The following is a 22,069-nucleotide window of genomic DNA, read 5'->3' as shown; positions in this document are numbered from 1 at the left end:
CAAAGCTTATGGTGCGGCCGGACGCAGCTTCTTCACTTCTTCCGGTCCGGGCAGCACGTCCTTGCCGTCGACATATTTGAAGTCGGACATGGTGCCCTTGCCGTCCTTCACGGCGATCTTGCCGACATAGGCGCCCATCGTCGCCTGATGATCGCTCGGGCGATATTCGAACGGCCCGAACGGACTGTCGACCTTCAAGCCGCGGAAGGCCGCGATCATCTTTTCGGTGTCGGTCGAGCCGGCCTTCTTGATGCCTTCTGCCAGCGAATGCATCGTCGCATAGCCGACGATCGAGCCGAGGCGGGGATAGTCGTTCCAGCGCTTCCTGTAGGCGTCGACGAAGGCCTTGTGCTCCGGCGTGTTGATTTCGCTCCAGGGATAACCGGTCACGACCCAGCCGACCGGCGATTCATCCTTCAATGGATCGAGATATTCCGGCTCGCCGGAGAGCAGACTCACCACCATGCGGTTCTTGAACACGTCGCGGGTGTTGCCCTCGCGAACGAACTTGGCGAGGTCCGGACCAAACAGCACATTGAAGATGGCGTCCGGCTTGGCATCGTCGATCGCCTGCACCACGGCGCCGGCATCGACCTTGCCGAGCGGCGGTGCCTGCTCGGTCACGAACTCGACATCCGGCTGCGCCTTCTTGAGCATGTCCTTGAAGGCTGCTGCCGCCGATTGGCCGTATTCGAAATTGGGATAGACCAGCGCCCAGCGCTTCTTCTTCGCGGCAACGGCGTCCGGCATCAGCATCGCCACTTGCATGTACGTCGATGCACGAAGGCGGAATGTATAGCGATTGCCATTCGACCAGGTGATCTTGTCGGTCAGCGGCTCAGCGGCAAGAAAGAAAACCTGCTTCTTGCCGGCGAACTCGGTCACCGCAAGACCGATATGGGAGAGGAAGGTGCCGGTGATGATGTTGACGCCTTCGCGGGTGATCAGCTCTTCGGCAACGCGGACTGCATCACCGGGATTGGCGCCGTCATCCCGGGAAACGATCTCAAGCTTTTTCCCGAGCAGGCCGCCTTTGGCATTGATCTCTTCGACCGCCAATTCCCAGCCTTTCTTGTAGGGGTCGAGGAAGGCCGGCTGCGACTTGTAACTGTTTAGTTCACCAATCTTGATTGTACCCTGCGCCGATACGGGACTGGCAAGGCCAATGGCCATTGAAGCGGTGAGGGCAGCACAGAATGAAAAACGTCTCGACATGATCAGACTCCTTGATCTGCGAACGATAGTCGCCGAGCGATACTGAAGGCCACGAAAAAATGGCCGGAAACGTTGAGGGTTCGACCGGCTGGCTCCGGTGACGTGTTTTTGTGGCGCCGAAAATTTTGACGGTGGCGCGGACTTCGCGAGGCGTTGCAGCATGCCATCAACACTCACGACAATATGTGCCTCTCAGTCGCGAAATTATTTGTACACAAATAATCCGGCGGACCTTTTGTCTTGTCAAGGCAAAGCTGCACGGATGCGACGGTTGATCGCGCGATGTTTGCAATGCCGCAAAAGTCAGCACGCATGATGAAGTTTGTATCAGTCTTGACGATGCGAGACCATGCCTTTGCTACTATCCCTTTGCCAAGACCGTGTGCTTGCATGATCGACGCCGCCACCAGCATCGCTGCGAATAAAAAAGCGGTGAAGAGTTGTCCCTTCACCGCATGATCATTTTTTGAAAGGAGCGTGCAAAGAATAGTCACTTTGCATCTCCCAACACTCATCACCGCTTGTCGCGCGCGCGATCCATCAGCGACTTTTCTTGTCCACCGTCGATTTCGATCATCGTGCCGTTGACCATGTGCATCAGCGGCGAAGCCAGCATGACAACGAGATTGGCAACCTCTTCCACCTCGGCGATACGGCCCATCGGGATCGAGGCGGGGGCGAGCTGATCGGCCTCGTCATAGGAGAGGTTCATGTCGCGCGACATCGCCTTGACGAGACCGGCCCAGCGTTCGGTGCGCACGGGACCGGGATTGACCGCGCAGAAGCTGATGCCGTGTTTTCCGTATTGGCCGGCGAGCGAGAGAGTCAAATTTTGTCCGGCCGCATTGGCGGCGCCGGGGCAGATCTCCCAATAGGAGGGCTTCACGCCGTCATTGCCGATCAGATTCACGACGCGGCCACCGCCCTGCTGGACCATGATCGGCAGCACGTAGCGAAGGCATCGTACATAGCCCATGAACTTGAGCTGGAGGCCTTTCTCCCAGTCGTCCTCGGTCAGGTGTTCGATCACCCCGCCAGCGGCGGAGCCGGCATTGTTGACCATGATATCGACCTTGCCGAGCGCCTTGTGGGCCTGCGCGATGAAATTCTTGGCGTCGGCGTCGCTACGCAGATCGGCGGTGATCGGAACGATCTTGCGGCCGGTTTCACCGGCGATTTCCTTCGCCGCTGCTTCCAATGGTTCCATGCGCCGCGCGCAGATCGCGACATCGACGCCTTCCCTGGCGAGGGCAAGTGCAATGCCTTTGCCGATGCCTTCGCTGCCGCCTGTAACCAGGGCGGTTTTTCCGGTCAGTTTTAGTTCCATTCGTGAGCTCCTTTGTATGGCCGTGTGTTTCAGGATCGAAATAGTTGGGGAGGCAAAGACCGGTATCTTTCAGCTCCCGGTAAATCGAGGCGTGCGCTTTTCGGCGAAGGCTGCACGCCCTTCCGCATAATCGTTGCTGGCGTCGGCTTGTGCGGACAGTCGCTCCGCCTCGGCTAGCAACGCCGGATCATTCGCGTTCAGCGCCCGGATCGAGGCCTTCACGGCTTTCAATGTCAGTGGCGCATTGTCGGCAATCGTACGGGCCAATGACGTGGCGAGTGCTTCGACATCGTTGTCCTCCGCGATGGCGTGAACGCCGCCGACATCATGGAAACGGGGCGCCGGGATGCGCTGTGCCGTATAAAGAATCTGTGCGGTGAGCGGGCCGAACACACGCAGCATGCGTTTGATGCCGCGCGGATCATAGCCAAGGCCCAGACGGCCGGCGGGCACGGCAAAGAACGCATTTTGCGAGGCGACGCGCAGGTCGCAAGATGCCGCGAGCGATGCGCCGGCGCCCATGCAGGCGCCTTTGATCATTGCGATCGCCGGTTGCGGCATCGCCTCGATCGCACGGCAGGTGTCCTCGACCAGATCGTCGTAACCCTTCGCATTGGCGGTGCCCGATCGCGCTTCATTGAAGCCGATGATGTCCGCGCCAGCCGAGAAGGCGAGATCGCCGTCGCCGCGGATGATGACCACACGAATGTCGCGGCGCGAAGGTGCCGACTGCGCGAACGCCGCGATTGACTGCCACATCGTCGCGGAGATCGCATTGCGGCGCTCGGGATTGCGCACCCGCAAGGTCGCGATGTTGTCCTCAACCGTGATTGCGATATCGCCGGCCATCTATGCGGATATCCTCAAGATCGGCATCACGATGCAGGCCGATGCGACATCCAGCGGCCGCTTTCCACCGCAGAGAAGAGGTCAGCAAGCGCCGCATTGAAGATCGCCGGTTCCTCGCTGGTGATGGTATGACCCGAGCGCGGAACGACCAGTAGGGCTGCGGTCGGCACGGTGCGTTTGAGGAACAGGCTGCCGTCGAGGCAGGGAAAGTCCTCATCTCCGACCACGACCAGCAGTGGAATGGAAAGAGCTTTCAGTTGCTCTTCCATTTCCCACAAGGTCGGCCGCTTGAGCTGCAGATTGTACATGGTCAACCCGTGACCGAGCGGCGAATGCTCCGCCAGCATGCGGGCGAACTCGGCCCAGCCGCGCGGGTCTTTATGCTTGTGCGTCTGGCGCATCGGCGCGTCGGCATATTTCGCAGCGGACGAGGCCATGGTTTCTTCGAGAAACATCTTGCCGGTTTCCGCCGCCATCGCCTTCATCGCGTCGCGCTGTGCCGGATCGGGCGTCGATCCCCATCCGCATCCAGCCGCGGTGACCGAGAGACAGCGTTGCGGTTGGTTGAGGCCGACATGCAGCGCGGTATAGGCGCCCATGGAATGACCGACGACATGCGCTTTGTCGATCTTCAGCGCATCCATCACGCCCAGAACGTCGTTTCGCGCGATGTCCTGCGAATACATCTCCGGCTTTTCGGGGATGTCGGACGGCGGATAGCCACGCTGGCTGAACGTGATGCAGCGATGCGAGCGGGAAAAGAAGCGGAGCTGCGGCTCCCAGGTGCGATAATCCGCCGCAAATTCGTGCACGAAGACAATCGGTGTGCCGCGGCCGGTCTCTTCGTAATAGAGCCTGACGCCGTCGGCCATGGTCAGATGCGGCATGTTGCCTCCCCCGATCGCACGCGATGCCACTCATTTATGCAGCGCGCTGCGCAAACGAGTTCATATGTGTACAAACAACATCGTAACGGGATTTTCGGGGACCGCAAGCCTTGCTTGGAGGCAGGGCGGATCGTCCTCTCCTCCGAGGTTTGTTTGTTATTCGATGATCAGTTTGTGCAGCGCACGCGGAGGAGCGGTGTTCCGATCCAAGCCGCTACATTGATGTGCGACGCCTTCGCTCATTCACGCGGGGACAAGACGAAAGCGTTCCCATTCCGTCGGCGTGCGCTTGAGTGCTGCCGGCCAGCCGCCTTCAGTGTTGCCAAGGTCAGGCGCGATACGACGGCCCGCGTAAGCGAACTCCGAATTGTCGGTTGCGAATGGGAAGGGCGAGAGCGCATAGATGCCGGCGTCCACCGGACGAATGCTCACGGATACATCCTCATTCGCACTCATCGGCACATTTTCAAACACCTGCTCGGCCCGCTCCGATGGATGGATGCGGTTGAAATAAAGCGCCAGCGTGTCGATGAACTGAAGCTGCTTATAGTTCTGGAACAGCTTGCGGCCGTCGAGCCAGGCCGCTGTGCTTGGATCCCTTTCGAGTTCTCTCTTGAGCCGCGCCTGCCGATCGAGTTCGCCGTTGAGCATCTTGTCGGCCAGCGGCCGATCCTGCTCCGCGATCTTGTCGAGCAGCACCATTTTCGAAAGGCCGTAACGGCCATTGTAAAGCCCCCAGCTATGCATGCTGGAAATCAATCCGGAATAAGAATGGTGACGCTGATTGAAGTCCGGAGAAAGGCGGCTGGTGACGGTGATGTATTCCGGTGGTGTCTCGACAAGGTTGTAGGGCAGGCTGGTCGCCGGATCGATGGCCGGATTGCGATCGAATTCCAGCCAGCCGGCATCGTGATTGGAAATGACGTAGATCATCAGATCCAGCGGGTCGAGAGACTCGAATTGCGCGTTGCCGAACACCTGCGCGAATTGCTGACAGAGCGCTGTGTGCTGGCTCATCATGATGGCAAGGCGCTTTTGCCCGGCCGGCGCTGTCTGAATGATCATGGCGAAACTGGTCCTGTCCTTTAACGCGCAATGATACACCGCGCGTTCTGGCGCGATATTGGTGCGTTCGATATCAGGATAACAGACTTGACGGACGCGAGTCTCAGCGCCGCGCAATCACGGCGACGGGGCCGCCGCCGTCGGGGCCCTGATGCTCGGCGCCGCCCGAGACATAGATCTCGGCATGGCCGACAAGACCGGCGAGCGCACCGCAGACAAAGGCACGCGCATGCCGTGTCGGCGAGATATCGGAATCGTCCAGCATCGTGTGACGAAAGCCCCGCAGCATTGCGTTCTGACTTGGCTCCGCCTTCGCCAGAAGGGCGACAAGTTTGTCGCGTTCCGCCGATGACAATTGTCCGTTGGCGGCAAAGCCGAGCCGTTGCATCGCACCGCGCACGGGTTCGATATCGATGGCGTCGGCCATGACGGCGTGGTCGATGGTGAGCGGGCCGCTCCAGTCTTTCGACAGGCCCAGCACCACGATCTCATGGCCGAGCAATTCGATCCCTGCAGAACAGCTTGCGCGGCCCGAGTATAACGACCAGTTGTCGCCGATATCGGATGGCGTGATCGCATCGGCCTTGAGTTCGCCGAGCGCCACGGCGACGCCAAGCGCGCTCGCGGCCCGTGACAGGCCCATCGACTTCAGCGTGCTGGTGGTGGCGACCGTGGCGCCGCGCGATGTCGCTTCGCCGATGCGCTGTGCGGTGAGGAGCGGGCATTTGATCTGCACGAAATGGACATCGTCCGCATTCGTGATTCCGGCATCTTGCATCGCTGTGCGGACGCCATCAGCGACCATCGCGATCTGGCCGGCGTGTCCAAGATGTTCGGCGGGCAGGGCGGGCGTATGCGCGCGGCCGATGGCGAGCGCCGGCCCTGCTGCGCCGTCCCCTTCCGCGCGTTCGAAGATGGTCCAGTGCGGCGCCATCGCGCCTTCCGTGCCGCCGGACATCACGAAGCAGATTTTCGCAGCGTCATCGGCGGGCATGTAGCGGCTGAAAAACTGCGTCAGCGTCGCGGTCGCAAAGCCGCGGCTGAAATCGTTGACGCAGCCATTGCCCTCGGTCTTGCCGAATACCGCCATGACGCCGCGCGGATCGATATCGCCGCGCGCGATCGCGTCCGCAATGCCGGAGGCGTCGTCGGGAGAATATGCGGAAATACGATGGACTTTGGCGATCGGCACGTTCAACTCCGTTCAACAGCGGCGTGTCGCCGTGGTAATGCGTCGCAATGACCTTGTCGATGTCGCAAGGGCGGGCGGCGAGCCCTTCCCGGTCTTTGGACCGGATCGGCGGGATGGCTGAATCGTCAATGAAACAAGAACTTTTCAGGCCCCGTTTCACGTGAAAATATTCCTATTGGCCGGAATTCCGGCTGTTTTAATCCTCGTAGAAGCCGGGTTATTCGCGCATCGAGCGGCCTACGACACCAACATCGAGGCGATGATCAGTACGTTCAGATGTCACGACACGTCGCCGCCAGCGTCTCCGCGGCAATCTGGTCCCGGCGCGGGCATCGTCGATCACGCGGCATATCCAAAGCTCGCATGGCATTGAAACGAGAGCTTGCTGTTGCAGGCGACGAGCCGTTAAACAGACCTCGGGCTGCTTATTTGAACGCGCTGTAGGGGACACAATCTGTGACGCACGTTGCCATCAAAGCCGGCGATTTCAGTTTCAAGGCGAAACTCGAACTGGAAGCTGCGCCGAAGACCTGCGCGATATTCCGCTCGCTGCTGCCGTATCGTCAGAAGATCATTCATGTGCGCTGGAGCGGTGAAGGCGTCTGGATTCCACTCGGAGGGCTCGATCTCGGGCTGACCTACGAGAATGCGACCAGCCATCCGGCGCCGGGCGATATCATCGTGCATCCGGGTGGGATCAGCGAAACCGAGATTCTGATCGCTTACGGGGCCTTGAGTTTCAGCAGCAAGGTGGGACAGCTTGCCGGCAACCATTTCATGACGATTGAAGAGGGGCGCGACCAGTTGCGGAAACTTGGCGAGCATGTGCTGTGGCACGGAGCGCTCGACATTGATTTCCAAGCCGCCTGACCTTCGCATCCCCTTCTATTGTTTTTCAAATATCGCCTGGGCTGCACGACTTGCACGCTCGACATGCTGCGCAGCGGCTTTTCGTGCCGCATCTGAATCACGTTTCTGGATGGCCTGGAGCATAGCCGCCATCTCCTGCGCGCTGTGCTTTGCGCGTCCGGGGGCAGACATCGTACGTGAACGCAGGAACGTTACTCGTGCAAGCAGTCCGTTGAGAATGTCCTTGATGACGCTGTTGCCGCAGCCATTCAATATTTCGTCGTAAAAGCGCGAGGTGGCGTTGACGCGCTCGACCGCATTGTCCTCTTTGTCCGCCTTGATGAAGTCGGCCAGAGCATCCTGCATCCGTCTGATGCTGTCGGGAGTCAGGCTTTGCGCACAGGCAGCGGCGGCTTCAGCCTCCAGAAGAACACGTACCTGGTAAATTTCCCTGGCCTGTTCCCACGTGATCAGGGGAACAAGGGGCCCGCGGTTCGGAACAATCGCGACAAGCTTCTCGGCTTCGAGACTCCGCAAGGCTTCCCGGACGGACGGCCGGCTGACGCCGAGACGTTCGCAAAGATCGGCTTCGACCAGACGTTCTCCTGGCTGAAACACGCCCGCCAAAATGGCGGCTCGCAATTTGCTTGCGGCCTGTTGCTGAACGCTGACTGGCGAAACCTTGAGATCCATGACTTCAGATTACGGCGCTGATTCCAATGTGACGGTCGCCGTGCCTTTCAAAAATAGAATAATTTCCCTTGAACCACGATTCGGCTGCTAGCTTATCGCGCCATGCTGTTTTTCGCGCGACCTCGCGTTCCGGCGATTGCAGGGCAGCTATGCTCGCTAGATAGTGCAGGGCGAGGTGGCTCCAAGTCCCGGGCTCGCCATCGACGATCCGGAACCGGCGGACCATGCGCCAGTCTTGCGCCTTCATGAGCAGCGGGATGTGCTCGCTTTCGTACCAGTCGTTGAACTCGCTGGCGCGGTCCTGCGGCACATTGAACCAGACGGCGTAGAGAATAGGGGCATCGATCGCGCCGGCATCCTTGGTGTTGCGATGGATTTCATTGCCGAGATAGCGCGTAAAGCCACGGACATTGTCCAGCATCCAGCGCGTCTGCTCGCTCGGCTGGGTCTTGATCTTGGTATAGTCGGGCGTCTTGAGCGCAGAAAGGTCCGTCATGTCATAAACGGCCAGGAAGCCTGGACCGGCATCCGACCTGTAGCGTTGACCACTGACGAACCCATCGCATTTCATGCGGATCGGGATGTGCTCGGTATCGTACCAATGGTGAAAGTCGCTCTCGAAAGAGGCGTCCGGCGTCATTTCCGAAAACAGGATCGCCTTTCCCATTGTCATTTCCAGCTCCGTCACAAATCTTTGCTTGCCGATTGTCTGACAATCAGACTATCTTAAACTGTTGTCTTTCGCAACGCTGGGGAGAGGAAGGTCATGGAGTTGAAGATTCGCCGGACGTCGACGATTGTGGAAGAGCGCTTCGTCGAGGCCGGCCGCGATGCCGACCTTCCGCTCCGCAAGGTTGCCGTCGTCGCGATTATCGAAAACCCCTATCTCGGCCGTTATGTCGAGGATCTGTCGCCTCTGATCAATGCCAGCCCGGCGCTCGGTGCGCAGATGGCCAAGCCGGCAATGGCGGCGATGGCGCCCTATGGCGTGCAGAGCTATGGCAAGGGTGGACTGGTCGGCACCGCTGGCGAGCAAGAACATGCCAATGCGCTTCTGACGACCGTTTTCGCCAATCCGTTCCGCGACGCTATCGGCCGCGCCGATGCGTGGATCTCGTCGATGACCAAGGTGGTTGCGCCGGGCACGCCGATCGACATTCCGATGAATTGCATCGAGGATGTCTATGTCCGGTCGCATTATGACGGCATGACGCTGATGTTGCCGGATGCGCCGATGCCGGATGAAATCGCACTGATCTTCTGCCTGGCCAATCGCGGTCGCATCAACGCGCGCGTCGGCGGCATGACCTATGACGAAGCCGTGAAGCGCCGCAAGGATTGATCACGAGATGAAAACAGCCGTCACCAATCTCAAGACCATTGTCACCGGCGACTGGCGTCAGCCTTTCGCCAACGGCGATACGATTGTGATGGATGGCGGCAAGATTACTGCCGTCGGAACGGCTGACGCAAAGGCGCTCGAAACCTGCGATGTCGTGATCGATGCGGCCGGGGCCGTTGCGATCCCCGGGCTGATCGACTCGCATGTCCACATCACCTTCGGGGATTACACCCCGCGCCAGAAGACAGTCGGCTTTCTTGAAAGCTATACGCATGGCGGCGTGACGACGTCGATCACCGCATCCGAAGTGCATGTGCCGGGGCGCCCCAAGGATCCGGAAGGTGTGAAAGCGCTGGCCGTTGCCGCGCTGAAGAGCTTTCAGGGCTGGCGGCCGGGCGGCATGCGCGTTCATGCCGGCTCGATCATTCTCGAGCCAGGTCTGACAGAGGCCGATTTCGACGACCTGAAGTCGAAAGGTGTGTGGCTCGCCAAGGCAGGCTTTGGTGCGTTCCCGACGCCTTATGACTACAAGCCGATGATCGCCTGGGCCAAGGCGCGCGGCATGGTGACGACTGTGCACACCGGCGGTTCCTCCATTCCCGGTTCATCGGGCATCTGGTCCGAACACATTCTGGCGCTCGATCCTGATGTGTCGTTCCACGTCAACGGCGGACCGATCGCCATGCCGGATGAGGGCTTTCCGCGTCTGGTCAATGAATCGAAAGTTGCACTGCAGGTTTGTACCGCAGGCAATCTGCGGACGACATTGTGGCTGAGCAAGCTGGTGCGCGAGGCTGATCAATTCGACCGCTTCCTGATCGCGACGGACACGCCGACCGGCAGCGGCATCATGCCGCTCGGCATGATGTACACGATCACGCATCTGGCCAGTCTCGCCGGTCTGCCGGTGGAATGGGCGATTGCCGCTGCCACCGGCAACAATGCAAGAGTCTATGGATTGAATTCGGGCTTCATGGCGCCGGGCAAGGACGCCGATGTCGTTGTCATTGACGCATGTTCCGGCGGCTCGAAGGATGACGCGCTTTCGGCCCTCGCCAATGGTGATGTTGCCGCAGTGAGCGCAGTCATTACCGATGGTGTGCCGCGCTTTGTCGGTCGTAGCCGCAACACACCGGAAGGAATTCGTCGCGTTCGTGTTGCGCGCAGCAATGTCATTCAGGACTTCAGCGCCGCCGCGCATTGATGCGCGTTGGTATGTTGTTTGCTTTTTAGTGCCGGGATTGTTCAAACCTTTTCTGAAAGGATGAAAGTGATGACGACACGGCGAATTGTTTTGGCTTCGATTGCTGCGCTCTCAACAGCGTTGCTGCCCGCGACTGCTTTTGCGCAGAGTTGGCCGCAAAAGCCGGTGACGGTGATTGTGCCCTTCGCTGCGGGCGGTAACACGGATGGCATTGCGCGTATGGTCGCGCAGAAACTGACCGAGGGTCTCAATCAGCAATTCGTGGTCGAGAACAAGGGCGGTGCCGGTGGCGCATTGGCGGCTGATTTTGTCGCGCGCGCGCAACCCGACGGCTACACGCTATTCCTGACGGCGCATTCGGTTCTCACCGTCGTGCCGAAGATGATGAAGGTGAAATACGACCCGCTGAAGGATTTTGCGACGATCAGCAATGTGGCGACCAATCCGTTCGTGCTGGTGGTCCACAAGGACATGCCGGTCAACAACGTTGCCGAATTCGTGAAATACGTGAAGGCGCAGAAGGACAAAGTCTCTTATGCATCGGCCGGCCAAGGCAGCCTTGCGCATCTTTCGATGGCCCTGTTCCTGAAAGAGGCGGGCATCGACATGGTTCACGTGCCCTATAAAGGCAATGCGCCCGCGCTTTCGGACGTTATTGCCGGCCACGTCCCGGCGATGTTCTCGAACCTGTCCGATACATTGCCGCATGCAGCGGGCGGAAATTTGAAGCTGCTGGCCGTGTCCGGCGACAAGCGGGCGCCGCAGCTCCCGAACGTGCCGACTGTCGCGGAATCCGGCTATCCGAAATACAAATCGCTGACCTGGAACGCGCTGATGGCGCCGGCCGGGACGCCGAAGGAGGTGGTCGACAAGGCCGCCAAAGTCGTCATCGATGCGGTGAAGGATCCGAAGTTCGCAGAGAAACTTGCAGGTTACGGCGTTGACCCTTTGGGCAACACGCCTGAGCAGTTCGCCAAAGAACTCGAAGGCGATGTGGCGCTCTGGGCGAGTGCGCTCGAAGCGGCCGGTATCAAGCAGCAGTAACCGGGTTCGATATGGCCTCACAGCAATCAGTCATTATCGCCGGCGGCGGTCCCGTCGGCGTCGTCACGGCTCTTGCGCTTGCGCAAAAGGGCATTCCCGTGCGGGTTTATGAAGCCGGCGATCAGGTCAATTCCGCGCCGCGGGCGTCGACGCTGCATCCGGCGACGCTGGAAATGCTGGCATCGCTGGGATTGCTGGACGACGTGGTGACGCGCGGGCTTGTCGCGCGCACCTTTCAGTTCTGGGACAGGCCAAGCGGCACGGTCGTCGCGGAGTTCGACCATGCGATCCTGAAAGACGACACGCCGCATCCCTTCGTCGTTCAATGCGAGCAGCACAAAGTGGCTTTGATGGCGATCGACCGCCTCAAGGCCATGCCGCATGCGCAAGTGCATTTCTCGGCACGGGTGAGCGCGGTGGAACAGACCGCCGATGGCGTCGCGGTCACGATCGATCGGGACGGCGAGCAGGAGGTCGTCTCAGGCAGTTATCTCGTCGGCGCCGATGGCGGCCGGTCGACGGTGCGAAAGGCGCTCGATATCGAGTTCGAAGGCTATACGTTCCCCGAGCGGTTTCTGGTTCTGACGACGCCGGTCGATTTCGAGAAGGAGCGGGGGGCGGGCTATCGCGCTTATTTCTCCGACCCCGACGAGTGGTGCAACCTGTTCAAGGTCGCCGGCGAGGATGGCAGCGGGTTGTGGCGTGTAGTGATGCCGACGGTGCCGGGTGAAACGGATGAAGAGGTTCTGAGCGACGAAGCTGTCCAGAGGCGGTTGCAGAAGTTTTTCCCGAAAGGGAGCGACTACATTGTCGTCCATCGCAATATCTATAACGTGCATCAGCGTGTCGCGGCCAAGTTCCAGAAGGGTCGCGTCTTTCTGGCCGGCGATTCAGCGCATGTGAACAATCCGATCGGCGGCCTTGGTCTCAATTGCGGCATTCACGACGCGATGGATCTTGCCGGCCGGCTTGCTGCCGTCATGGAAGGCAAAGCGTCGGAAGAGACGTTGCTTGGCTACGAGGAGCGCCGGCGGCCGATGAATATCGAATATGTGCAGCAGCAGACCATCGCGAACAAGAAGCGGCTTGAGGAGAAGAGCCAGGAACAGCGCGAGAAGAATTTCGAATTTTTGCGTCAGACCGCGGCCGATCCCGTTGCGCATCGGGCATTCCTTCTGAAGACCTCGCTGCTGGAAAGCGTCAGACGTCCCTGAATTGTCCGTAGCGGTGACGGCGGCTGCACATCACCCGTTTCGGATCAGATCGTTTTTGCCGAAGACTTCGGCGATCCAGTCCACGAATGTTCTGAGCTTCGTGCTCAGATGCCGGTTCGGCGGATAGACGACATGCAGCGGCATGGGCTCCGTCTGCCAGTCCGACAGGATCCTGCGCAAGCTGCCGTTGTCGAAATGCTGCTGCACCATAAAGAGCGGCACCTGCATGATTCCAAGACCCGCAACACCGGCGGCGACATAGGCACTGCCATCGTTGAAAGCGGCGATGTATCTCGCATGGATATCGGTCGGCTCGCCATCGATGATGAAATTCGGCGGCCAGCGACGGCCTGACTCGCTGAAGTAACCGACAATGGTGTGGTTCTGCTCGATGTCTCTTGGATGCTGTGGCTCGCCGTGGCGTGCCAGATAGGACGGCGCCGCGCACGTCACGAATGACAACTCCGCGATCCGCCGCGCGATCAGCGATTGATCGGTGATCTCGCCGCCGCGCACGACGCAATCGACATTTTCCGCGACGAGGTTTACCGGGCGGTCGGTCACGCCGATATCGATCTGGATATCGGGATAGCGGGCGTGGAAATCCGGAAGGGCGGGGATGATCACCAGGTTTGCGAGAGAGCCGCTGATGTCGATGCGCAGCCGTCCCTTCGGAGACTTCTGTGACAGCGCCATGCTGCCATCGAGTTCGTCGAGATCGGCGAGAAGCTGGACGACGCGCTCGTAATAGGCGGCGCCGTCCGGCGTCACCGTGACCCTGCGGGTGGTGCGGTTCAAAAGCCGGGTCCGCAGGTGCGCCTCGAGGGTCTGGATCAGCTTGGTCAGGGTCGCTTTGGGCATCTCCAGCGAGAGTGAGGCGCGGGTGAAGGTGCCAGCTTCCACAACTCTGGCGAAGGCGCGCATGGCCAGAAGCTGGTCGTATCGGGGTCCAGAGGTGTGGTTTGGCGCAGGCATCTGACCTATTGTTCACATATGGAAACAGTGAAGCCAATATACGGTTATTTATTCCTGTGGTTGGGTAAACTAACTGTGCTGCGTCGCAATATGAAGGGCTTTGGCCCAAGACGCCAGATGACACCGGACCAACAGACCAAAACCGCGGAGAATAGAGTGACTTGGGCCGATGAAACGGTTCAGGGCTCTGTTGGCGCGCCGGTCAAGGTCCGAGTCTATAGAGGCGGCGCGGTCTTATCGCACACCGCCCCGGTGGTTGTGCATCTGCATAGCGGCGCTTTTGTTGCCGGTTCGCTGGATTCGGGGCGCACCGTTGCGCAGTTGCTGGCGGAAGCTGGCGCCGTGGTCGCATCGGTCGATTATCCGCTGGCGCCGGAGCATCCGTTCCCACAGGCGTTGGATGCGGCTTTCGATGTGCTGACGCATATCGGCCGTGGGCGTGCCGCCTGGGCCGGAAAGAAACCTCATCTTTATGTGGCCGGTGAAGAGGCCGGCGGCAATCTGGCCGCGGCGCTTGCGCTTATGGCGCGCGACCAGCGATCGCCAACGCTCGCCGGTCAGATCCTGCTGTCGCCGATGCTGGATGCATGCCTTGCAACCTGCTCGGTGCGCGAAGCCAAAGCGGGGCCGGCCGACTGCCAATGGGCCGATGGCTGGCACAAATATCTCGGGTCGCCGGCAAAGGCCGCGCATCCTTACGCATCGCCGATCGTCTCATCTCGCCTCGCAGGTGTTGCCCCCGCCTTGCTTGTGTCCGCGGAAGATGACCTTCTTCGCGATGAGACATTGAACTATGCGCGCCGCCTGCGGGAATCGGGTGTCCCGGTCCGTCAGCATCTTCTATCCGCCCCGACGGGCTGGCCTTGTGCGCTTCATGACGGCGCCGATGACGCACCCTGGGCCGGCGCCTTGCGCCAAAGCTTCTCGGAATTCTTTGCGGACACGGTGACGTGTCCGTCACCGCTTTCCTTTCAGCAACATCACGTTCAGGCCTGAACGGCCAGGAGTTTGACGATGACGACTTCAACGATTCGCCGAAAGCTGTTGCTTGGCAGTGTCGCTGTTCTTGCGCTCGCCGGAACGACAGGAGCGATTTTGTCTTTTTCCGGCAACGCATCCAGCGATGAAGCGCCGGCAAAGCAGGCCGCAGCCCTTCCGGTGTCTGTTTCCGTGGTTCAACAGCGCGATGTTTCGGTCTGGGACGAATTCTCTGGTCGTCTCGAGGCGATCGAACGCGTGGAAGTGCGTTCGCGCGTGGCCGGCGCCGTGCAGTCCGTGCACTTCCGTGAAGGTGCATTGGTCAAACAGAACGATCTGCTGATCACCATCGATCCGGCGCCGTATGCCGCGGAGGTCGAACGCGCCGAAGCGCAGGTGGTGGCGGCGGAGGCGCGTGTCGCGTTGACCAAAGCCGAAATGGATCGTGGCCGGCAGCTTTCCGATACGCGCATCATTTCGGTGCGCGATCTCGATCAGCGGCAGAATGCGTACCGTGAGGCCGAGGCTAACCTGCGCGCAGCGCAGGCGGCGCTGCAATCGGCTAAGCTCAATCTCGATTATACGCAGGTGCGGGCGCCGGTTGCGGGCCGCGTCGGGAAGCTGGAAATCACCGTCGGAAATCTCGTTGCCGCGGGCCCCGGTGCACCCGTGCTGACGACGCTGGTGTCCGTCAATCCGATCTATGCGAGCTTCAACGCCGACGAGCAGATCGTGTCTCGCGCGCTGCAATCGCTCGGCGACAACGGATACAACTATGATCAGATCGAACGCATCCCCGTGGAGATGAGCACGATCACCAGCAATGGGACCTCTTTCAAGGGCAAGATGCAGTTGATCGACAATCAGTTCGATGCCGGCACCGGCACGGTGCGCGTTCGTGCGGTGTTCGACAATGCTGACGGCCGTTTGATCCCCGGTCAGTTCGCACGTCTTCGCATGGGACAGGCAAAGGCCGAGCCGGCGCTGGCGGTCAGCGAGCGCGCGATCGGCACGGACCAGGACAAGAAATACGTTCTCGTTGTCGACGCCGACAACAAGGCGACCTATCGCGAAGTGGTTCTTGGCCCGTCGGTGCAGGGATTGCGCGTTGTCACACAAGGGCTGAAATCCGGCGAGCGCATTGTCGTCAATGGATTGCAGCGCGTGCGTCCGGGTGCCGTCGTCGAGCCGCAGATTGTGTCGATGGACGTGCGCTCTACGTCCAACTGATTTTGCTTTGACTTGACCCGCCACGTTGTTGGGGGGAGGGGTGACATGAACCTGTCCAGATTTTTCATCGACCGGCCGATTTTTGCCGGCGTCTTGTCGGTGCTGATTTTCCTTGCCGGCTTGCTGGCGCTGCGCGTCATTCCGATTTCGGAATACCCGGAAGTCGCGCCACCATCGGTCGTTGTGCGCGCGCAATATCCGGGCGCCAATCCGAAGGTCATCGCCGAAACGGTGGCGACGCCGATCGAGGAACAGATCAACGGCGTCGAAGGCATGCTTTACATGAGCAGTCAGGCGACGACCGACGGTCTGATGATGCTGACCGTCACCTTCAAGCTTGGCACCGATCCCGACAAGGCGCAGCAGCTTGTCCAGAACCGCGTGTCTCAGGCCGAGCCGCGGTTGCCGGAAGAGGTGCGGCGTCTCGGCGTCACCACGGTGAAGAGTTCGCCGGACCTGACGATGGTCGTTCACTTGCTGTCTCCGAACGACCGCTACGACATGACCTATCTGCGCAACTACGCGATCCTGAACGTGAAGGATCGTCTGGCCCGGATCGACGGTGTCGGTCAGGTGCTGATGTGGGGGGCGGGCGACTATTCGATGCGGGTCTGGCTCGATCCGCAGAAGATCGCGGAGCGCGGTCTTTCCGCTGGCGACGTGGTGCGCGAAATTCGTGCCCAGAATGTTCAGGCTGCTGCGGGTGTGGTCGGCGCGTCACCGAGCTTGCCGGGGCTTGACCTGCAGCTCTCCATCAATGCGCAGGGACGCCTGCAAAGCGAGGAAGAATTCGGCGATATCGTCGTCAAGAGCGGCGCAAACGGTGACGTGACGCGCCTGCGCGACATTGCCCGTATCGAGCTTGGTGCGTCGGAATATGCGCTGCGGTCGCTGCTGGATAACAAGTCCGCGGTGGCGATCGGTATTTTTCAGGCGCCGTCTTCGAATGCCATTGCGATCTCGGACAATGTCCGCGCCGCCATGGCCGACATGAAGAAGAATATGCCGGAAGGCGTGGATTACTCCATCGTCTATGATCCGACGCAATTCGTGCGCGCGTCGATTGAAGCGGTGATCCATACGCTGCTTGAAGCGATCGCGCTGGTCGTGCTCGTCGTGATCCTGTTCCTGCAGACCTGGCGCGCTTCGATCATCCCGCTGCTGGCTGTGCCGGTCTCGATCATCGGCACTTTCGCCGTGATGTATGTGTTCGGGTTTTCGATCAACGCCCTGTCGCTGTTCGGCCTCGTGCTGGCGATCGGTATCGTCGTCGATGATGCGATCGTCGTGGTCGAGAATGTCGAACGCAACATCGAGGAGGGGTTGTCCCCCCGCGAGGCGACCTATCGCGCCATGAGCGAAGTGTCGGGGCCGATCATCGCCATCGCGCTTGTGCTGTGCGCGGTGTTCGTGCCGCTCGCCTTCATCAGTGGCTTGACGGGCCAGTTCTACAAGCAGTTCGCGCTGACCATCGCGATCTCGACCGTGATTTCGGCCATCAACTCGCTGACCTTGTCGCCGGCGCTCTCGGCCTTGCTGCTGAAGGCGCATGATGCGCCGAAGGACCGGCTGACGCGTGTGATGGACTTTGCGTTCGGCTGGCTGTTCCGCGGCTTCAATACCGTCTTCCGTCGCGGTTCCGAAGCCTATGGCGGCGGTGTGCGTCGTATGTTGTCGCGCAAAGCGATCATGATGGGCGTGTATCTCGTCCTGATCGGCCTGACGGTGGTGCTGTTCCGCGCCGTGCCCGGCGGTTTCGTGCCGGGCCAGGACAAGCAATATCTTGTCGGCTTTGCGCAATTGCCGGACGGCGCGACGCTTGACCGGACCGAAGAAGTCATCCGCCGGATGAGCGATATCGCCCTGCAAACTCCCGGCGTGGAAAGCGCCGTCGCCTTTCCAGGGCTGTCAATCAATGGGTTCACCAACTCGTCCAATGCCGGCATCGTCTTTGCGGTCCTGAAACCATTCGAGGAACGGCGGTCGCGCGAACTGAGTGGCAACGCGATTGCGCTGCAGCTCAACCAGAAATACAGCGCGATTCAGGAAGCGTTCATCGCCATGTTCCCGCCGCCGCCGGTCGCGGGTCTCGGCACCATTGGCGGCTTCAAGCTGCAAATTGAAGACCGCGCGGGGCTTGGCTACGACGCTCTCGATGAAGCAACGAAGGCTTTTCTTGCGCGTGCGATGAAGGCGCCGGAACTGGCCGGCATGTTCTCAGGCTATCAGGTCAACGTGCCGCAGCTTTATGCCGATATCGATCGCGTCAAGGCGCGGCAGCTTGGCGTTGCCGTCACCGATATCTTCGAGACGATGCAGATCTATCTCGGTTCGCTTTACGTGAACGACTTCAACCGGTTCGGCCGTACTTACTCGGTGCGGGTGCAAGCCGATGCGCAGTTCCGCGCACGCGCTGATGATATCGGCCAGCTCAAGGTTCGGTCGGCGTCCGGCGAAATGGTGCCGCTGGCTGCGGTGTTGCGTGTGAAATCGAGCGCCGGGCCGGAGCGTGCGATGCGGTACAACGGCTTCCTCACCGCCGACATCAATGGCGGTGCAGCGCCAGGCTTCTCGACGGGCCAGGCGCAAGCGGCTGTGGCCAAGATCGCGGCTGAGACACTGCCGAAAGGATTCGACTTCGAGTGGACTGAACTGACTTATCAGGAAATCCTGGCCGGCAACTCGGCGCTCTGGGTTTTCCCGCTGGCGGTCTTCCTCGTCTTTCTCGTGCTCGCCGCGTTGTACGAGTCGCTCGCGCTGCCGCTGTCGATCATCATGATCGTGCCGATGGGATTGCTGGCGGCGATGACAGGTGTGTGGCTCTCGGGTGGTGACAACAACATCTTCACCCAGATCGGCTTGATCGTGCTGGTCGGCTTGTCGGCCAAGAACTCGATCCTGATCGTGGAATTCGCGCGCGAGCTCGAATTTGCGGGACGGACGCCGTTTCAGGCCGCCGTTGAGGCCAGCCGGTTACGGTTGCGGCCGATCCTGATGACCTCGCTGGCCTTCGTCATGGGTGTGCTGCCGCTTGTGCTGGCAACGGGCGCCGGCGCGGAAATGCGTCAGGCGATGGGCGTTGCTGTGTTCGCAGGCATGATCGGCGTCACCGCCTTCGGTCTGTTCCTGACGCCGGTCTTCTATGTGCTGCTGCGGGCAGCGTCGGGGAACAAGCCGCTGCCGTCGCACGGCAAGGCGTTGCATCATGAGGCGCCCGCTCATGGACATGCGCACGGGTCAGTTGCAACCACGCCTGCCGAATAGGCGCCGACGAGACGCGGAGATTGATTGCGACGCCCTGTAAGCCGTGGCATGCAGGGGCAGAGCCAATATTCGCGATAGCTAGATCGTGGCGAAGAGCAGCAAACCGAAGCGCGGTGTAACGACGGACCGGGTCGGCACGATCTACCGCGCGCTGCGTCGGGCCATCATCGAGCAGGCGCTGGAGCCCGGTGCGAAACTGCCGGAAGACGCCATCGGTGAACGGTTTGGCGCCAGCCGCACCATCGTACGGCATGCGCTCGGCCAGCTTGCGTCGGAAGGTCTGGTCGAACTTCGCCGCAACAAGGGGGCGGCTGTTGCTACCCCGAGCTGGGATCAGGCGCGCGATATCTTCGATGTCCGCATCGCCATGGAGCGCCTGGTCATGTCACGGCTGGCCGGCCGCCTGACCCGGCAGCAGATCGATCAGCTCAAGACCCATGTCGCCGAAGAAGAAAAGGCCCGCGGCCGGGACGAGCCGATGTCGATCCGGCTGGCGACCGAATTTCATATCGTTCTGGCCGAAATGACCGGCAGCGAAGTGCTCGAGCGCTATGTCAGCGAAGTGTCGTCGCGCTGCGGATTGATCCTGGCGCTTTACAGCCGTCCGCATTCATCCGAATGCGCGGTGAGCGAGCATCGTCAGATTATCGATGCGCTGGCCAAGGGCGATGCCGATCGGGCGATCGCCATGATGGATCAGCACCTTGAGGCGGTGGCCGGGCGCGCCTTGATTGTGGCGCGGCCGAACAAGGGCCGTGATATCAAGGATATTCTTGCCGGCTACACCGACGACGAAAGCGCGCGCGGCAAGAACGGCGCGAGGCGGTAAATCTAAGCCTCGATACCCCGCATCGTCAGAATCCGTTCGGCACTGTCGTTCCAGACATCCATCTGCACGATCTTGCCGCCGCGCACGACGAAGCGATCGACATAGCGGTTGCCTTCGAACGGAGTGCCATCCGGCCATTCGCCATAAAGCGTTCCGAGATTGTACACGATGGTCTCGCCGTGGCCGGGCACGACATCGGTCCGCTGCATATTCTTCTTCACCCATTTGTAGCGGCCGGCATTGAACGCCGCGGTCTCGCGCGGATGCCCATATTTGCGGCCGCCGGTGAAGGTGATGGCAAGATCGTCGGCAATGTAGAGTGCGGCGGTCTGCGGGTCCGGCACCATCGACGCAACAAGAAACCGCTCCACGATATCGGCGGCTTCCGCGGTTTCGTCAGTGGCTGCAATCACTTGAGCGGTGGCGGGTGACATGTCGCATCCTTTCATCCTGGCCGTGACGGGGCCACGGCAGCCTCAATCTTTCTTTCCGGCTCATGCACAAATCCTGCCAGAAATCGGATACAATAGCACTATAAATTGCATGCAATATCGCATACGATTTTGCCTTGATCCGCGCCGTTCTGCCCAGAAGATGTGCGATTGGGTGACGAAAATTGCGGATTCTTCTGGAATTTCAGTGCATGCGGTTTGGCATGCGACTTGCGTCAAGGAGTGGAGTTGTCACCCGATCCGGGAGGTTCGCTATGATATCTCGTTTGCCGCATTGTCTGACCCGTCGATTGCTCCTTGCGGGCGCTGCCGTCAGCGTCTTCGCCATATCGCCTGCCGCTGCGCAAGATACGATGAAAGTCGGACTTGTCGCCGCGATGTCGGGCCAGTCCGCCAAATCCGGTGAAGCCATCGTGCGCGGCCTCAGCGTCGCGATCGATGAGATCAACGCCAAGGGCGGTGTGCTCGGCAAGAAGCTCGAACTCGTCGTGCGCGATGACGAAAGCAATCCGGCCAAGGGTGTTGTGGCCGCGCGCGAACTGGCGCAACGGGAGAAAGTGGTCGCCTTGTTCGGCGGCCTCGATACGCCGGTCTCCCTCGCCATCGTGCCATTCGTGAATCAGGCGAAGATCCCGTTCATGGGCGTGTGGGCGGCCGGGACGCCAATCACCAAGAATGGTGCGGCGGAAAACTACGCATTCCGTGTCTCCGCCGTGGATGAAATCGTCGACAAGGCGCTGGTCGATTATTCGGTCAAAAAATACGCGGCGAAAAAGCCCGGGATGATCCTGATCAACAATCCCTGGGGCGAATCGAACGAGAAGGGCCTGAAGGCCGCGCTCGCCGACAAGAAGATGGAATATGCGGCGGTCGAGAAATTCGAGACCAATGACGTCGATGTGGTGCCACAACTAACGCGTCTGAAGCAGGCCGGCGCCGATGTTCTGTATCTCGTCGCCAACGTCGCCCCTTCTGCACAGGTGGTGAAGTCGCTCGATCGCATGGGTTGGGATGTGCCGATCGTCTCGCATTGGGGACCGGCGGGTGGCCGTTTCTCGGAACTTGCAGGCCCGAGCGCCGCAAAGGTCCATTTCATCCAGACCTACAGCTTCTCCGGCAAGCTCGCGCCGAAGGGCGAAACTGTTCTGGCCTCGCTGAAGAAGAAATATCCGGAGATCAAATCGCTCGCTGATGTGACGCCGGCTGTCGGCATCGCCAATGCCTATGACGCGATGCATCTCACGGCGCTGGCAATCGCAAAGGCAGGTTCGACCGAAGGCCCCAAGATTCGTGAAGGCTTCTATGGCATCGACAAGTATGAAGGTCTGATCAAGACCTACAACAAGCCGTTCAGCCCGACCCAGCACGACGCGCTTGGGCCGGACGATTACCTCTTCACCCACTTCAGGGAAGGCGAAATCCTTCCGCTGACGAACTGAGGCGACGACACTTCTCTCCGC

21 protein-coding genes are annotated in these 22,069 nt (G+C 60.3%); 10 read left to right on the top strand and 11 right to left on the bottom strand.

All coding sequences use genetic code 11. The annotated features are described in order from the left end of the window. Nucleotides 1-6: 6 nt before the first annotated feature. The 7 genes from CAK95_RS27750 to atzD form a co-directional block, all read right to left on the bottom strand. Complete coding sequence (locus CAK95_RS27750) at nt 7-1,215, bottom strand: ABC transporter substrate-binding protein (protein WP_183044193.1); 1,209 nt, start codon at nt 1,213-1,215, stop codon at nt 7-9. A gap of 173 nt (nt 1,216-1,388) precedes the next feature. Continuing rightward, nucleotides 1,389-1,709, bottom strand: a complete 321-nt coding sequence (locus CAK95_RS27745) for a hypothetical protein (protein ID WP_086090906.1) — start codon at nt 1,707-1,709, stop codon at nt 1,389-1,391. Between the two features lie 20 nt (nt 1,710-1,729). Then, nucleotides 1,730-2,542: an SDR family NAD(P)-dependent oxidoreductase gene (locus tag CAK95_RS27740; RefSeq protein ID WP_086090905.1), complete on the bottom strand. Its 813-nt coding sequence runs from the start codon at nt 2,540-2,542 to the stop codon at nt 1,730-1,732. 69 nt (nt 2,543-2,611) lie between these two features. Then, nucleotides 2,612-3,391, bottom strand: a complete 780-nt coding sequence (locus CAK95_RS27735; protein WP_086090904.1) for an enoyl-CoA hydratase-related protein — start codon at nt 3,389-3,391, stop codon at nt 2,612-2,614. A gap of 26 nt (nt 3,392-3,417) precedes the next feature. Next, entirely contained in the window at nt 3,418-4,278 is an 861-nt protein-coding gene (locus CAK95_RS27730; RefSeq protein ID WP_086090903.1) for an alpha/beta fold hydrolase, read from the bottom strand. Nucleotides 4,279-4,521: 243 nt separating this feature from the next. Beyond that, nucleotides 4,522-5,343 (bottom strand): DUF3891 family protein, encoded by an 822-nt coding sequence (locus CAK95_RS27725; protein ID WP_147413584.1) that lies wholly within the window; start codon nt 5,341-5,343, stop codon nt 4,522-4,524. A gap of 103 nt (nt 5,344-5,446) precedes the next feature. Beyond that, nucleotides 5,447-6,535 carry a cyanuric acid amidohydrolase gene (gene atzD / locus CAK95_RS27720; protein ID WP_086091699.1) on the bottom strand — a complete coding sequence of 363 codons (1,089 nt, stop codon included), beginning with the start codon at nt 6,533-6,535 and terminating at the stop codon, nt 5,447-5,449. Between the two features lie 456 nt (nt 6,536-6,991). Here atzD and CAK95_RS27715 point away from each other — a divergent pair, with 456 nt between their 5' ends. Then, on the top strand, nt 6,992-7,405 hold the full coding sequence (locus CAK95_RS27715) for a DUF3830 family protein (RefSeq protein ID WP_086090901.1): 414 nt from the start codon (nt 6,992-6,994) through the stop codon (nt 7,403-7,405). 15 nt (nt 7,406-7,420) lie between these two features. Here CAK95_RS27715 and CAK95_RS27710 read toward each other — a convergent pair whose 3' ends face one another. Then, nucleotides 7,421-8,077, bottom strand: coding sequence for a GntR family transcriptional regulator (locus tag CAK95_RS27710; protein ID WP_086090900.1), 657 nt, complete (start codon nt 8,075-8,077; stop codon nt 7,421-7,423). A gap of 4 nt (nt 8,078-8,081) precedes the next feature. Further along, nucleotides 8,082-8,750 (bottom strand): DUF4286 family protein, encoded by a 669-nt coding sequence (locus tag CAK95_RS27705; protein WP_147413582.1) that lies wholly within the window; start codon nt 8,748-8,750, stop codon nt 8,082-8,084. 93 nt (nt 8,751-8,843) lie between these two features. Between CAK95_RS27705 and CAK95_RS27700 the strand changes: the two genes are divergently transcribed. The 4 genes from CAK95_RS27700 (at nt 8,844) to CAK95_RS27685 (ending at nt 12,881) form a co-directional block, all read left to right on the top strand. Next, the gene (locus tag CAK95_RS27700; protein ID WP_086090898.1) at nt 8,844-9,419 is read left to right on the top strand and encodes an amino acid synthesis family protein; all 576 of its coding nucleotides are present in this window, start codon (nt 8,844-8,846) and stop codon (nt 9,417-9,419) included. Nucleotides 9,420-9,426: 7 nt separating this feature from the next. Then, nucleotides 9,427-10,623, top strand: coding sequence for an amidohydrolase family protein (locus CAK95_RS27695; RefSeq protein ID WP_086090897.1), 1,197 nt, complete (start codon nt 9,427-9,429; stop codon nt 10,621-10,623). 69 nt (nt 10,624-10,692) lie between these two features. Continuing rightward, nucleotides 10,693-11,667 carry a Bug family tripartite tricarboxylate transporter substrate binding protein gene (locus CAK95_RS27690; protein ID WP_157699773.1) on the top strand — a complete coding sequence of 325 codons (975 nt, stop codon included), beginning with the start codon at nt 10,693-10,695 and terminating at the stop codon, nt 11,665-11,667. An 11-nt stretch (nt 11,668-11,678) separates the two neighbouring features. Further along, a complete protein-coding gene (locus CAK95_RS27685) occupies nt 11,679-12,881 on the top strand; it encodes an FAD-dependent oxidoreductase (protein WP_086090895.1) in 1,203 nt (400 codons plus the stop codon). Nucleotides 12,882-12,911: 30 nt separating this feature from the next. Here the strand turns inward: CAK95_RS27685 and CAK95_RS27680 are convergent, their stop codons facing one another. Next, nucleotides 12,912-13,856, bottom strand: a complete 945-nt coding sequence (locus tag CAK95_RS27680) for a LysR family transcriptional regulator (RefSeq protein WP_183044192.1) — start codon at nt 13,854-13,856, stop codon at nt 12,912-12,914. A 156-nt stretch (nt 13,857-14,012) separates the two neighbouring features. Between CAK95_RS27680 and CAK95_RS27675 the strand changes: the two genes are divergently transcribed. From CAK95_RS27675 to CAK95_RS27660, 4 genes are all read left to right on the top strand, one after another. Then, nucleotides 14,013-14,852, top strand: a complete 840-nt coding sequence (locus tag CAK95_RS27675) for an alpha/beta hydrolase (RefSeq protein WP_245303545.1) — start codon at nt 14,013-14,015, stop codon at nt 14,850-14,852. An 18-nt stretch (nt 14,853-14,870) separates the two neighbouring features. Then, nucleotides 14,871-16,064 (top strand): efflux RND transporter periplasmic adaptor subunit, encoded by a 1,194-nt coding sequence (locus tag CAK95_RS27670; RefSeq protein ID WP_086090892.1) that lies wholly within the window; start codon nt 14,871-14,873, stop codon nt 16,062-16,064. A 45-nt stretch (nt 16,065-16,109) separates the two neighbouring features. After that, on the top strand, nt 16,110-19,328 hold the full coding sequence (locus CAK95_RS27665) for an efflux RND transporter permease subunit (RefSeq protein ID WP_086090891.1): 3,219 nt from the start codon (nt 16,110-16,112) through the stop codon (nt 19,326-19,328). 82 nt (nt 19,329-19,410) lie between these two features. Continuing rightward, a complete protein-coding gene (locus tag CAK95_RS27660; RefSeq protein WP_425349717.1) occupies nt 19,411-20,157 on the top strand; it encodes a GntR family transcriptional regulator in 747 nt (248 codons plus the stop codon). A 2-nt stretch (nt 20,158-20,159) separates the two neighbouring features. Here CAK95_RS27660 and CAK95_RS27655 read toward each other — a convergent pair whose 3' ends face one another. Next, a complete protein-coding gene (locus CAK95_RS27655) occupies nt 20,160-20,591 on the bottom strand; it encodes a nuclear transport factor 2-like protein (protein ID WP_086090889.1) in 432 nt (143 codons plus the stop codon). A 272-nt stretch (nt 20,592-20,863) separates the two neighbouring features. Here CAK95_RS27655 and CAK95_RS27650 point away from each other — a divergent pair, with 272 nt between their 5' ends. Further along, nucleotides 20,864-22,048: an ABC transporter substrate-binding protein gene (locus CAK95_RS27650; protein ID WP_086090888.1), complete on the top strand. Its 1,185-nt coding sequence runs from the start codon at nt 20,864-20,866 to the stop codon at nt 22,046-22,048. Nucleotides 22,049-22,069 lie beyond the last annotated feature (21 nt).

The organism is Pseudorhodoplanes sinuspersici, assembly GCF_002119765.1.
In the GTDB taxonomy this organism is placed as follows: Bacteria; Pseudomonadota; Alphaproteobacteria; order Rhizobiales; family Xanthobacteraceae; genus Pseudorhodoplanes; species Pseudorhodoplanes sinuspersici.
This window is presented reverse-complemented; position numbering and strand designations above follow the sequence as displayed.